Here is a 12500-nt window from a genome sequence, read left to right as displayed (position 1 = left end):
ACCGATATGTTCCAAAAAGGAGATCGTATTTAACCATCTAGAATGTTGTTTCGGTTCTTGGATGATTTTTTGGAGAAAAGAACGAATTGGTTCTGTGGATACGGAACTTTTTGTCGAGGTTACGATCATAAACATATCCTTTTTAAGAGGGCGGAAAAAATCATCGCTTTTTAAACTTTCTTTTGGATTTTATGTAGGAAAAGAACCTTGGAATTTTAAAATCCTAATCCTCATGAACACATCACTAACCTCCCTAAAGCAATATGGAAGTCTCATCAAATTTTCTCATACACTGTTCGCTCTCCCCTTTGCAGGAATCGCATTTATTCTTGCTTTCTTAAAGACGCACGGAAAGTCCGTTTTGGATTGGACGATTCTTTCGATTCTTATTTTGCTTTCGATGGTTTTTGCAAGGTCCGCGGCGATGGGTTTCAATCGAATCGTGGACACGGACATAGACGCACAAAACGAACGCACCAAAAAACGAGAAATTCCAGCGGGAAAAATTTCAAAACGTTCCGCGATATTGTTCGTCGTTTTGTCTTCTTTAGGATTTTTTATTGCGAGCTGGTTCATCAATCCCATGACCTGGCGACTTTCTTTTCCAACTCTTATAATTCTTCTGGGATATTCTCTTTCAAAAAGATTTACTTGGCTCTGCCATTTCATTTTAGGCTTTTCAATCGGTTTGGCGCCTCTTGCAACTTGGGTCGCGATACGAGAAGAAATCGTTTTAGAGCCGATTCTGTGGACAATCGGACTTGCTTTCAACCTCGCAGGGTTTGATATTCTTTACGCTCTTCAAGATCAGGATTTCGATCGAAAGGAAGGTCTTTATTCGATTCCTGCAAAGTTCGGAAGGAAAAATTCTCTTTCCATCGCAATCGTAAGCCACGTTTTTTGCATCTGCTTTTTATTTGCGGCGGGAATCGTTTCGAATCTCGGACCGATCTTTTTAATTTTTTTGGTGGCTACGGGATACCTCCTATTTCAAGAACATAAAATCGCAAGGGCTTCCGGAGAGAATCTTCTTCCTGCAAAATTCTATCAGCTTCATTCTTACATATCCTTGATTCTTTTCATGGGATTATTGTCGGATCGGATTTTTTATCTTGCGATTCTCGACGGCAAAGAGTACTTAAAATGAGACTTGTTTTAGGAATGGCCGGAGCGAGCGGTTCCATCTACGCCGAAAGATTTGTCAAAGCTCTTCTTACGATCGAAGGGACTACCTTCCTCATTTGCAGCCCAGCTTCTCTTAGAGTATTCCGGGAGGAAATGGAATGTAAGGTTTCCTCGCCGAAAGAACTTTTAGACTTTATAATTTCGAAATATAAGATTCAGAATACTTCTCATGTGTTTGAAATCCGCAATTTCGCTGATATAGGAGCGGATATCGGTTCGGGTTCCAATTTTTGGAAAGGAATGGTGATTCTTCCCTGTTCCATGAAAACAATCGCTTCGATTAATGCGGGTATGACAGAGAATCTTATCGAAAGAGCGGCCGATGTTACTTTGAAAGAAAAAAGGACTCTTTTGCTCGTTCCCAGAGAAGCTCCTTACAATCGGATTCACTTGAAAAATATGCTGGAACTTCATGACGCGGGCGGAATCATCCTTCCCGCTTCTCCCGGATTTTATCAGATGCCTAAAACACTGGAGGATTTGGGGGATTTCATCAGCGAAAGAATTTTTAGGCTTTTAGGTATGGAATTGGACCTATATCCACGATGGACTCCTCGCAACAGCCTTGAGATAGATGGAAAATAATTTTTATTAAGCGAAGTATTCTATGTCGTGGATTTTTTTCTTGAGAGTGGATGCGTCTTCGTAATTCTCTTTCGAGATTGCGTTGAACTTCTGAAGATAAAGTCCGATCAATTCTTCTCCGGCTTGTCCGGGTAAGGAAAGAGCCTTTTTGAAATTGTCCAAGTCGAATTCGGGATGTTTGGTAGAGAAATTTTCCACGAGTTGATCCATTTTGATCAAGGATGCTTCTCTTGCAATTCCGGTAGATCTCCTGATTTTCAGAGAAAGATTTGCAAGCGCATCCAGATATTCTCTGACGCCGCTTTCTTCTTCCGGAAAATCGACCAACCCTTCGCCTATTTCCCGATTTTTACAAATCTCAACATATTTGATCACGACACTGTTGAACTGATCCATTCTTTCCTGAATATAATCATTGGAAGCTTCTTTGGAAGTAGGCATCTCGAAGTCTCGGATCTTAATCACATCGTATTTCTCTATATTTTCTGAGATAATTTTCTTTAGTTCTTCATAACTTTCCAACGACACGGGTGGGAATGTCACAACGGGAAAGTTTTCTCCGATTTTTAGAAAGCTCACCACTACGTTAGACGCTATGATCTTTCCTCCGGGGCTGAGAGGGTTTTCGCCAAATACGTTGCAATATACGATTAAGTTACCTGTAGGTTTCTTTTCGGATCCTTTTTCAAACTTCAAGGTTCACCTCCCATATCTATGTACAACAGACTCCAAAGCTCGTATTATTCCCACTTTTTTATTTCCTCATTTAAGTTATCAAATATAGTTTTGTAAGCTTGATATACGGGGCCCTCTTTATCCTTGAGTACAACAGGACTACCATCTTCTCCACCATTCATGATGTCCATTGTAAGAGGAATGCCACCAAGAAAACTTGCTTCGGATGATTCGGCTAATTTCTGCCCTCCACCTTTACTAAATATGGCAGAAGCGTGTCCGCACTTGGGACAAATGAACTCACTCATATTTTCAACAACCCCAAGTATCGGAACTTTCACTTGAGAGAACATTGCAGAAGCTCGAGTTGCATCCAAAAGTGCGACCGATTGAGGTGTGGTTACAATCACGGCGCCGTTTAAATCAATCAACTGAGCGAGTGAAAGTTGAACGTCTCCCGTTCCTGGCGGAAGATCGATAAAAAGATAATCAAGTTCATCCCATACAATGTCATAGAGAAATTGTTCCACAGCTTTTCCAAGCATCGGTCCTCTCCAGACAACCGGCTGTTTTTCATCGATCAAAAAGGAGAACGAAATGAGTTTGATTCCGTCTTTTATCAGAGGATAAATTTTATCTTCTTCGGCTTTCAACGCGACTCTTCCGTTGACTCCGAACATTTTTCCGATCGAGGGTCCGTAAATATCCGCGTCTAAAACCCCAACCTTGTATCCGAGCGAGGCCGCAACTGCAGCAAGGTTCACCGTAACAGTCGACTTACCGACTCCGCCTTTCCCGGAACCAATTGCGATCACATTCATAACACCCGGAATCTTATTGGAATCATCGAGAACAAGTTTGGGATCCACTTCGAATTTAATCTTCACTTTTCCGATTCCTTCCAGTTTGGTGAGAATCTGACGGATCTGTGCTTCCAGACCGATCTGAACCCTTCTATCTTGGTTCGGGGTTTTGAGAAGAATATTCGTTTCCCCTTCTTGGATATCGAGAGATCCGATCATACCGAGAGAGACGATATCTTTTTTGAGTTCCGGATGTTTGATTTTGGTCAATTCTCTTTGAATTTTAGCCGCTTCAATCGTTGTCATTTTATTCCTTTTCTGAATAGGAAACCAGAGGGGTTTCCGTAAATTTAGACTTTTCCAAATTGTAAGTATATCTTTGAATTTTTACATTCTGCTTTTGAATTTCCAACAGATGAAATCCGCTCTCATGTGTTGTATCGGAAAGACGTGTGCTTGAGGCGGAATTTACCACGTAATAAGGCAATTCATTTCCTGGAAATTTCACCCAATTCGTGTGTACATGACCGTGTAGATAAACAAGCGGAGGTTGTTCCTTTAATAAGGAAGCGATCTCTTCCCGATTTAGCAATTTATGATGTACGGTTTCCTGTCTATTCGCCGGATTCCAAATCGGATGATGACATACGAGAACGTAATTTCGAATTTTCCTTTCAAAAAGAGTTTTCTTCGTTTGTATGACTACTTCCGGCCGAATTCTTCCGTAAGCGTTTAGAATCGAAAGAGGAATACTAGAATCCCAACCTACAAAGTGAAGGTCTTTGATCTTTTTGATTCGAATATAATGCGCATTATTGGAAATCGATTCTCCCGAAAGTTTGGAGAAATACTTTTCGTAAAAAGCGTTTTCCCCCACGGATTGTCTCACATAACGATCGTGATTTCCCGGAATATAAAAAACCTTCTCCCGAGGAAGTTCGCTTAACGTTTTTAAGGCCGCTTTGAATTCCTCCTCGTGGGATACGTTGGTAATATCTCCCGATATGACGATCGCATCAGGATTCGTTTCGCAAATGAAGTTTAAAATCGAGTCCCAAATATTCTTAGGATATTTTTTCTTTCTTCTAAGATTATAATTTAAGTATCCCACAAACATCTTTCCCTTGAGTTGAAAGAATGGAATCGAAGTCGGAAAATGTAAATCTGAAAGATGAAGGATTTTCATTTGGATTCGAAAAGTTCTAAGATTCCCAAAACTTCGGCCTTACGGACAATCGATCCTTTCTCTTTTATGATTTGTGTTAGTTTGCCTTTCACGGGAGACTCCATAGGGAAACATGCCTTATCGGTAACGAGCTCTAAAATTTCCTGACCTGGTTCCACTGAATCTCCTAACTTCACGTTCCAGTGGACGAGTTCGATCTTATCCGTATCTCCAAGGTCGGGTGTGACCAATTCAAAAATGTTAGATTTTGATTTCATGATTTAAAACAAACTTGCGTAAAAGGCTTTATGCATCAATGATACCTAAAAAAACTCGGTGGGAATATATGGCAAACCAGAAAACAGCGCTCAAAGGGAGCGAGATTCTGAAAAATATCGAAACTCTTAAAAAGAAAAAATTTTTTCACCTTGAACTCAAAGGGTTAACAAAACCCACTCGTGACATCTTATCCGAACTCGTGAACGGAATCTTAGCCGAAATCGGAGCAAATCCTTTAGCCGGTTTTCATCTTTTCAGTGGACTTATGGAAGCATTACTCAATGCGATCAAAGCGAATATTCGTCATATAATTTTCCGAGACGAACTTCTTAAGAAATTAGAACAGGGAGAGTCCAATCCCCAAGACGCGGAAGAACTTCTGAAAATCATTATGGAAACTTCCCTGCTTCGAGATGCCATGCATCGTTATATCGTTCCTGAGAAAGTAAAGAAGCAGGTGCAGAACGTCCTCTTTTTGGAAGACAAAATTCGTACCAAAAAAAAGACTTTGACGGAAAGCGAAAAAGCTTTTTTAACCGATGTTCGGGCAAAAATCAAAAAATACAATATGAACATCTCGTTAAAGATTCGCGTTACTTCCGAAGAATTGAGTTTTCGAATTCGTAACGATTCTCCCATTCATCATTTGGATTTTCAAAGAATTCAAGAGTCCAGACTCAAACACAAAGAACTCTTTGATCGCGGAAATTCTGCGGATTTCTTTCGTCCCGAATTTTTAAACGAGAAAGAAAGTGCGGGTTTCGGAATTGCAATGATCGACGAAGGTTTTTATTCCATCGGTCTCAACCCACTCGATTTACTTACGATCACTTCCGGCGCAAGAACAACGACCGTTTATATGAAATACCCAATCACCGGTTTGAAAATGGATTTCTAATCCAATCTTTTCGATTTCCCTCTTAGTCAAAGAAAGGGTAATTTTCAATCAAGAGTTTGCCCAAAAACCGTTCAATGGGAAATTCCGTGTTTTGTTACGAACTTACCGGAAGATTGCAGATAACGTGAGTGCGGCCTAAAGAGAAAGAATTTTCTAAAAGTAGGAGTTCCTACTTTTAGAATTTGTCCGTAAAATCGCGATTTGTTGTAGGTCCCACATTTTAAGAATAGATTTTTACAAAGTTCAAATTCCAACTTCCTACAAAAAAATGAATCATGGATTTCTTACACCGAGTTCACGTTAAGTATTTATCGATTGATTATAAATCCATAAAGTGTATCCATTATTTCTACGTTATGGCATATTTCGCTTAACAAAAATCGGGGGTTTTTACTTCGGATCGATCCGATAAATTTTTCCACTCCCAAAATCGCTTACATATACTTTTCCGGCTGAATCTCTTCCAAAGGAGGAAATGAGTAGCGGCCATTTTCCAAGTGTATAAACTTTTTTTGCGGGTTGGCCCAATTGCTCTGGAAGTTCCAACGCCCAAATTCTGCCGGAAACAAAGTCCGCAAAAACGTATTTTCCGTTCAAATCTGAAATTTCTGGATTCGAATACACATAACCACCTGTGATCGATTGTCCTTCTTCGCGACCGTACTCGTAAATCGGATCGGTTAGACCTTCTTCTCTACAATTCTGCTTCGGATCAAAGCAATGACTCGCTTCCCTAATGTTCCATCCGTAATTTTTTCCACGTTCTACTATATTGATCTCTTCCCAAAGATCTTGTCCGACATCCGCAAGAATCAATCTTCCTTTGGGATCAAAGCTGTATCTCCAAGGGTTTCGAAAACCGTATGCGAATGTCTCCGGAACACAGCAGGAATCTTTTATAAACGGATTATCCTGAGGAACCTTATAACCCTTTCCATTTTCCGTTGAGTTTACGTCTATACGGAGCATACTTCCTAAAAACGTTTTGGGGTTCTGTCCATTTTTCTTTGGATCGCCCATCCAACCTCCGTCCCCCCAACCTACGTAGAGATACTGATCCGGACCAAACGCAAGTTGTCCCGCATTGTGATTCGGGTAAGGCTGAATCACTTCCATGATAACCCGTTCGGAAGTAATTTTAGAATTCACTAAATCTTTCGGAGAAGACACAACCCATTCGCTGACGCGACTCGTATCTTTTCCGTTCACTTTCAAAACGTAATTGAGATAGAGTTTTCCGTTCTTTGCAAAATCGGGATGAAACGCAAGGCCAAGCAAACCTTGTTCCGATACCGAAAGAACATTCAAAGTCAATAATGTTCCGGTTTCATTTTTACGAACTTTACCCCAACGAAGTTTACCCTTTTGTTCGGTAATCAAAAAAATTTCTGTTTCTCCCGGCGGAAACTGTATATCCGTAGGCTGCCTGAAACCGGCAGATACTTCTTTGAGAGAGATAGAAATTTTTTCCTTGATCTCGTCTTTCCCGGAATAAATGGGCTGAAGAAGATTCGTATTTCCTTCCGCCTTATACTTGTCAGACGCTCCTAAAACTTCCACGAGAATATTTTGAATTCGTTCGCAACCGTTCGTCAAAACCAGGGCGCCCGAAACAAGAATATAAATGGAAATTTTTCGAATCCGCTGAAAAACGTTCCTAGATCTTAAAAAGCTTACGATAGATTTTGAGAACGGATTCTGAACGATATTTGATTTTATTTGAATGAAACAGGACGGGTCGAATTCGATTGTAAAAAACATAGCGTCACAGAATTCTATTTCTCGAAGACGAGTCAAATCAAATTGAAAAACTTTTTTATTGTTTTCCGTTCGATCAACTTTTTGAAATCGAATTTTAAGACTGTCGTTTGAAGATCAGAAATTTGGATTTTTAGAAATCGAACCCTTCCAAACAAAATCCAATTGAATTTTTAAAAATCTTTAAAAAAGCGAATCGGATAAATTTGAATCTCTAAAATTCAAAACTGTTAGATGTTTCTTTTAGAGAATATACTGGCTGAGATCCTTATCTTGAATCACACCTTGCAAACGATCCATAACATATTTTCCGTCAATGTTTACTTTCTTTTGGTTCTCCGGAAGATCGGGGCCTTCAAAACTTACTTCCTCAAGAAGACGTTCTAAAATTGTGTTGAGTCTTCTGGCTCCAATATTCTCGTGTTTCTCGTTCATGTCGTATGCGATTCTTGCGATTTCTTGAATTCCGTCCGAAGAAAACTCTAACTGAATTCCATCCGTAAAAAGCAAAGCCTCGTACTGTCTCGTGAGAGAAGATCGAGGAGCCGTCAGAATCTTTTCAAAATCCGCCCTCGAAAGTTTTTCGAGTTCGACACGAATCGGAAATCTTCCCTGCAGTTCTGGGATTAGATCGGAAGGTTTCGTCATGTGAAACGCGCCTGCGGCTATAAAAAGGATATGATCGGTTTTTACGGGACCGATTTTTGTGTTCACTGTCGCCCCTTCCACGATCGGAAGAAGATCTCTTTGAACCCCTTCTCTGGAAACGTCTGCCCCATTTTTTCCTTCTCTTCCTGCGATCTTATCGATCTCATCCAAAAATATGATTCCCATTTCTTCCACTCTTCGCAGAGCTTCTTTTTGTACCTTATCCGGATCCAAAAGTTTATCCGCTTCGAATTCTTCTAATGCCTTAAGGGCTTCTGGAATTTTGAGTTTACGTTTTTTATTTTTTTTGGGAAGCAAATCTCCCAAAACGTTCTGAAGTTGGTTGTCTAAATCGTCCAAATTCCCCGCTCCAAAAACCTGAAGCATTGGAATCTGAGATACGCTAGGGTTCGGAAGATCCAATTCTACTTCCTGATCGTCTAATTTTCCCGTTTTTAATTTTTTTCTCATGAATTCTCTGGTTTCGAGAAAACGAGTTTTTCTTTCTTCTTCGTCTGTAAAAGGAGAAGAAGTCGTAAAGTCGGCGGCTTGTCCGGAATTATATTTATTCTCAGCCGGAAAGGGAAGAAGAATATCAAGTAAAGCCTCTTCCGCCTTTTGTTTTGCGGTCTCTTCTACCTTGATTCTAAATTCCTGTTTTACAAGATTCATCGATATGACCGCGAGATCCCGAATCATGGATTCAACGTCTCTTCCGACATAACCGACTTCGGTGTATTTTGTGGCTTCTACTTTTAAAAATGGAGCTCCGCAAAGTTTAGAGAGTCTTCTCGCAATTTCCGTTTTACCGACCCCGGTAGGTCCGATCATGATAATATTCTTCGGATAAATTTCTTCTCTCATTTCAAGGTCCAGTTTTTTGCGTCTAGTTCTGTTTCTAAGAGCGATTGCAACCGCCTTTTTCGCATTTTTCTGGCCGATGATATGTTCGTCCAATTTTGTGACGATCTGGCGAGGAGTCAGTTCTTCTTCGATCGGCAACATAAGGTCTTGGTCTTTGGAGTAATCTGTCATATATTTTTATCTTTAAAGAATTTCTTCTAGAGTAATATGATCATTCGTATAAATACAAATGTTTGCTGCGATCTTCATGGATGACTCTACGATTTCTCTCGCAGACAAATCCGTATGATCGTAAAGAGCCTTAGCCGCGGCTAAGGCATAGTTACCTCCGGAACCAATCGCAATCACTCCTTCGTCGGGTGAAATTACATCTCCGGTTCCCGAAATCAAAAAGGATTCTTCCTTATCCGCGACGATTAAAAGCGCTTCCAACTTTCGAAGCATTCGATCTGTTCTCCATTCTCTTGCAAGTTCCACGGCGCTTCTGGAAATACTTCCTCCGAATTCTTGAACCTTCCTTTCAAAAAGTTCAAAGAGAGTGAACGCATCCGCAGCCGAACCCGCAAAACCGGAAAGAATTTTCCCGTCGTAAAGCCTTCTGATTTTTTTTGCGGTGTTTTTCATGACGGTATTTCCCATAGAAACCTGACCGTCGCCACCGATGGCGACTTTTCCGTTTTTACGCACACAAAGAATGGTTGTGGAACGAATTTTATTTTTTGGCATGAGGATGGGCCTTTCTATAAACTTCTTTGATTTTTTCCTTACTTACGCTCAAATAGATCTGAGTTGTGGAAAGAGAAGAATGTCCAAGTAATTCCTGGACCGCTCTGATATCTGCCCCTGCATCAAGTAGATCGGTCGCAAAGGTATGTCTGAATTTATGGGGTGTGATTTTCTTTTCCCAACCCATCTTTTTTCTTCTCTCATTCAAAATATAACGCACGCCTCGAGTCGTCAGTTTCTTTCCTTTTTGATTCAGAAAAATTTCTTTCACGTCCGGAAAAGAAACGTTTCTATATTCCAAATATTTCCGCAAAGAATCAACGGCTTCCTTACCGAAATACACAAATCTTTCCTTTTGTCCCTTTCCGAGAACTTTAAGAACTGTTAGATCTTTGGAAAGGGAGCTTAGTTTTGCATTCACAAGCTCGAATACCCGAAGACCGGAAGAGTATAAAACTTCGATCATAGCCTTGTCTCTAATCTCCAAAATCTCGGAAGTTTTTTCCGCTTCGAATTCCAAAATCTCTTCGGTTTCATTAATTCTGAAATTTTTAGGAACTTCTTTCCTGACTTTCGGGAAACTAATCTGCGTAGCAGGATTGGATTCGATCTGATCGTCTCGGAGGAGAACTTTATAAAAGGTTCTAAGAGAGGATAATTTCCTACTTTGAGATCTGCGATCGAGATCCTGCTCTTTTGCAAGATAAGCGAAGTAAGACCGGATATCGATCGGTTCGATCTGAAGTATATCGAGCTGCTCTTTTTCGCAAAATTCGAAGAAGAATTTCAAATCGATACTATAAGCGTTGATCGTATTTTGCGAATAATTCTTTTCAATTTTTAAGTAGTTTATAAACTTTTCCGCAGTTTCATTGAGAAACGAGGAAGGAAATTTAGGAAATTGGAAAGGATAATCGCTCAACTGAATTCTCCATATGGTATGTCTTACTGAATATCGGAAAGTTTTTGAAATTCGTTTTTTCTTTCTCGAACCCAATCGGAGATTTTTTGCAAAGACACTTGGACTAATTCCGGAATTTTTTCCCTTTCTTCGGGGAAAAAATTAGAGAGTACATAATCCGAAACTTCCGATGCCGTGGACGGTTTTCCAACACCGAATCTAAGTCGGAAGAATGTGTTTGTTCCGAGTCTTTCCACGATATTTCGCAAGCCATTATGTCCGGCATGTCCCCCTCCTCCTTTGAGTTTTAGCTTTCCGAATTCAAAATCGATTTCATCGTGAATGACTAAGATGTTCTCCGGAGAAATCCCGTTTTTCTTCGCGATTTCGGCGACCGCCTTTCCGGAAAGATTCATAAATTCGAGAGGTTTCAGATAGAAAATTGTAACTCCTTCTTCGTCGGTTCTTGCAAGCGAATACTTGGAGTTCGTCTGGTAACTTCCAGAAGAAGAATCCAAAAGAGAATCTAAAATCACAAAACCGATGTTATGCCGATTATAGGCGTATTTTTGGCCAGGGTTTCCGATACCCACCAGTAAAAGTTTTAAGTTTGCCATGGCTGAAGAATCTGATTGAGCATTTTTTCAGTCGCGTGAACGGCCGCAATCGTTTGATCCGGATGAACCCCCATTGTTTTAAACGTCTGATCTTCTTCCAAATCCAAAGACTTGTTCCAAGTGATCATAGTTTCTACGAGAGCATCCGTTTTTCCTCCGGGGGGAATTCGAACTTCGTAATCTACCAGCTTAGGAATGCTGATTCCAAGGCGATTCGTGATTTTTGTGAGCGCATTCATAAACGCGTCGTAACCTCCGTCCCCTTCGGAAATTTCCTTATGAACCTTTCCTTGATATTCCAATTCGATCTGAGCGTGAGGTCGAACTCCGATCCCGGAATGAATATTACAAGATTTGATCGTAAGAACTTTCTCACCGGTTCTTCCGGAGACGTCGGCGATGATAAACGGAAGATCTTCCGGCGTTACGAGTTTGTTTTGATCTCCGAGTTCGATGACGCGTTCGAGAACCTTCTGAAGAACAATGTCGCTTAACACCATTCCAAGCTGCTTTACGTTTTCGGAGATGCTTGCTTTTCCCGCGAGTTTGCCTAACGCGTAACTTCTTTTTCTTCCAAAACGTTCGGGAAGAATGGGGTTCGCATAAAGATTTCCTTTTTTGTCTCCGTCTGCGTGAACTCCCGCGGTTTGAGTGAATACGTCTTCTCCGACGATCGGCCTGTTTGCGGAAATTCTTTTTCCGCTGAATACTTCCACAAGACGACTTGCTTCCGTAATGGCCAATTCATTCACGTTCGTTTTAGCCTGAGACTTATCATGAATTGCAGTGACAAGCGCCTCAAGTGGAGTATTGCCCGCTCTTTCTCCGAGCCCGTTCATAGACGCGTGGAGACCTTTGACTCCAGCCCGAATCGCCTGAAGGCTGTTTGCCACGGAAAGGTCGTAATCGTTGTGTCCGTGAAATTCGAAATGAAGATTCGGGTACTTTTGAACGAGACTGTCCACCCCTTGAAACGTTTCTTCAGGCGAAAGAACACCTAACGTATCGGGAAGAAAAACTCTTTCGATTCGTTCCTTACTTAGATGTTCCACAAGTGCTTGGACGTAATCGGGACTGTTTCTAAATCCGTTGGACCAATCTTCGAGATATACGTTTATCTTAAGGCCGCTTTTGATTGCGTATTCTATGACAATGGAAACGTCGGCAAAAAATTCTTTCGGAGTTTTGTTTAACTGTTTTTCGAGATGATGCAGAGAACCTTTTGTGAGAAGATTCAAAACCTTTGCGCCGCTATCTCTGATCCAATCTACGGTTTTATTTCCGTCCACAAATCCTAGAATTTCGATTCTTTCTGTGAGTTGTTCTGTTTCAGCCCATTCTATGATTTTTTGGACCGTTTCGAATTCTCCTTTGGAAACTCTTGCAGAGGCAATCT

At 40.8% G+C, this 12500-nt stretch carries 14 protein-coding genes (2 of these 14 cut by a window edge); 3 read left to right on the top strand and 11 right to left on the bottom strand.

Annotation, left to right across the window (positions count from 1 at the left end):
• Positions 1–129 carry the beginning of a hypothetical protein gene (locus tag FHG67_RS11740; RefSeq protein ID WP_004496122.1) on the bottom strand. The gene continues 519 nt to the left of window position 1, outside the view, so 129 of the gene's 648 nt are visible here — the first part of the coding sequence; it begins with the start codon at positions 127–129; the stop codon falls past the left edge of the window.
• 103 nt (positions 130–232) lie between these two features.
• Here FHG67_RS11740 and FHG67_RS11735 point away from each other — a divergent pair, with 103 nt between their 5' ends.
• Positions 233–1147, top strand: coding sequence for a 4-hydroxybenzoate octaprenyltransferase (locus FHG67_RS11735; protein WP_142499794.1), 915 nt, complete (start codon positions 233–235; stop codon positions 1145–1147).
• Positions 1144–1770 carry a UbiX family flavin prenyltransferase gene (locus FHG67_RS11730; protein WP_004498434.1) on the top strand — a complete coding sequence of 209 codons (627 nt, stop codon included), beginning with the start codon at positions 1144–1146 and terminating at the stop codon, positions 1768–1770. Before FHG67_RS11735 ends, FHG67_RS11730 begins: the two co-directional genes overlap by 4 nt.
• Before the next feature lie 6 nt (positions 1771–1776).
• On the opposite strand, the gene FHG67_RS11725 is transcribed toward FHG67_RS11730, so the two are convergent.
• Genes FHG67_RS11725 through FHG67_RS11710 form a run of 4 tightly spaced genes read right to left on the bottom strand, consistent with a single transcriptional unit; the run spans position 1777 to position 4691 of the window.
• Positions 1777–2466 carry a hypothetical protein gene (locus FHG67_RS11725; protein ID WP_002614585.1) on the bottom strand — a complete coding sequence of 230 codons (690 nt, stop codon included), beginning with the start codon at positions 2464–2466 and terminating at the stop codon, positions 1777–1779.
• A 44-nt stretch (positions 2467–2510) separates the two neighbouring features.
• Positions 2511–3554, bottom strand: coding sequence for an Mrp/NBP35 family ATP-binding protein (locus FHG67_RS11720; RefSeq protein WP_002614579.1), 1044 nt, complete (start codon positions 3552–3554; stop codon positions 2511–2513).
• A 1-nt stretch (position 3555) separates the two neighbouring features.
• Positions 3556–4434 (bottom strand): metallophosphoesterase family protein, encoded by an 879-nt coding sequence (locus tag FHG67_RS11715; protein WP_002614596.1) that lies wholly within the window; start codon positions 4432–4434, stop codon positions 3556–3558.
• On the bottom strand, positions 4431–4691 hold the full coding sequence (locus tag FHG67_RS11710; RefSeq protein ID WP_002614570.1) for a lipoyl domain-containing protein: 261 nt from the start codon (positions 4689–4691) through the stop codon (positions 4431–4433). Before FHG67_RS11710 ends, FHG67_RS11715 begins: the two co-directional genes overlap by 4 nt.
• Positions 4692–4759: 68 nt before the next feature.
• On the opposite strand from FHG67_RS11710, the gene FHG67_RS11705 reads away from it, so the two are divergent.
• On the top strand, positions 4760–5590 hold the full coding sequence (locus FHG67_RS11705; protein WP_004496126.1) for a hypothetical protein: 831 nt from the start codon (positions 4760–4762) through the stop codon (positions 5588–5590).
• Positions 5591–5980: 390 nt separating this feature from the next.
• Here the strand turns inward: FHG67_RS11705 and FHG67_RS11700 are convergent, their stop codons facing one another.
• From FHG67_RS11700 to cimA, 6 genes are all read right to left on the bottom strand, one after another.
• Positions 5981–7351 (bottom strand): PQQ-dependent sugar dehydrogenase, encoded by a 1371-nt coding sequence (locus FHG67_RS11700; RefSeq protein ID WP_004498437.1) that lies wholly within the window; start codon positions 7349–7351, stop codon positions 5981–5983.
• A 240-nt stretch (positions 7352–7591) separates the two neighbouring features.
• Positions 7592–9031 carry an ATP-dependent protease ATPase subunit HslU gene (gene hslU, locus FHG67_RS11695; RefSeq protein ID WP_016760668.1) on the bottom strand — a complete coding sequence of 480 codons (1440 nt, stop codon included), beginning with the start codon at positions 9029–9031 and terminating at the stop codon, positions 7592–7594.
• A gap of 12 nt (positions 9032–9043) precedes the next feature.
• Complete coding sequence (gene hslV, locus FHG67_RS11690) at positions 9044–9586, bottom strand: ATP-dependent protease subunit HslV (protein WP_002634411.1); 543 nt, start codon at positions 9584–9586, stop codon at positions 9044–9046.
• Positions 9573–10508: a tyrosine recombinase XerC gene (xerC, locus tag FHG67_RS11685; protein WP_004496224.1), complete on the bottom strand. Its 936-nt coding sequence runs from the start codon at positions 10506–10508 to the stop codon at positions 9573–9575. Before xerC ends, hslV begins: the two co-directional genes overlap by 14 nt.
• A gap of 23 nt (positions 10509–10531) precedes the next feature.
• Positions 10532–11104 carry an aminoacyl-tRNA hydrolase gene (gene pth / locus FHG67_RS11680; RefSeq protein ID WP_002634451.1) on the bottom strand — a complete coding sequence of 191 codons (573 nt, stop codon included), beginning with the start codon at positions 11102–11104 and terminating at the stop codon, positions 10532–10534.
• On the bottom strand, positions 11092–12500 hold the 3' portion of the coding sequence (gene cimA / locus FHG67_RS11675; RefSeq protein ID WP_004496152.1) for a (R)-citramalate synthase CimA. It continues 142 nt past the right edge of the window; only the last 1409 of its 1551 coding nucleotides appear in the window; its start codon lies off the right edge, out of view; its stop codon occupies positions 11092–11094. Before cimA ends, pth begins: the two co-directional genes overlap by 13 nt.

This window comes from Leptospira weilii (genome assembly GCF_006874765.1).
Taxonomy (GTDB): domain Bacteria; phylum Spirochaetota; class Leptospiria; order Leptospirales; family Leptospiraceae; genus Leptospira; species Leptospira weilii.
The sequence above is the reverse complement of the archived record's forward strand: the minus strand, read 5'-3'. Positions and strand labels throughout refer to the sequence as shown.

Coding starts and splice junctions, on each gene's coding strand:
- FHG67_RS11730 (WP_004498434.1), top strand. CDS start 1,144: ATGAGACTTGTTTTAGGAATGGCCGGAGCGAGCGGTTCCATCTACGCC.
- hslV (WP_002634411.1), bottom strand. CDS start 9,586: ATGCCAAAAAATAAAATTCGTTCCACAACCATTCTTTGTGTGCGTAAA.
- FHG67_RS11710 (WP_002614570.1), bottom strand. CDS start 4,691: ATGAAATCAAAATCTAACATTTTTGAATTGGTCACACCCGACCTTGGA.
- FHG67_RS11705 (WP_004496126.1), top strand. CDS start 4,760: ATGGCAAACCAGAAAACAGCGCTCAAAGGGAGCGAGATTCTGAAAAAT.
- hslU (WP_016760668.1), bottom strand. CDS start 9,031: ATGACAGATTACTCCAAAGACCAAGACCTTATGTTGCCGATCGAAGAA.
- pth (WP_002634451.1), bottom strand. CDS start 11,104: ATGGCAAACTTAAAACTTTTACTGGTGGGTATCGGAAACCCTGGCCAA.
- FHG67_RS11715 (WP_002614596.1), bottom strand. CDS start 4,434: ATGAAAATCCTTCATCTTTCAGATTTACATTTTCCGACTTCGATTCCA.
- FHG67_RS11720 (WP_002614579.1), bottom strand. CDS start 3,554: ATGACAACGATTGAAGCGGCTAAAATTCAAAGAGAATTGACCAAAATC.
- FHG67_RS11735 (WP_142499794.1), top strand. CDS start 233: ATGAACACATCACTAACCTCCCTAAAGCAATATGGAAGTCTCATCAAA.
- FHG67_RS11700 (WP_004498437.1), bottom strand. CDS start 7,351: ATGTTTTTTACAATCGAATTCGACCCGTCCTGTTTCATTCAAATAAAA.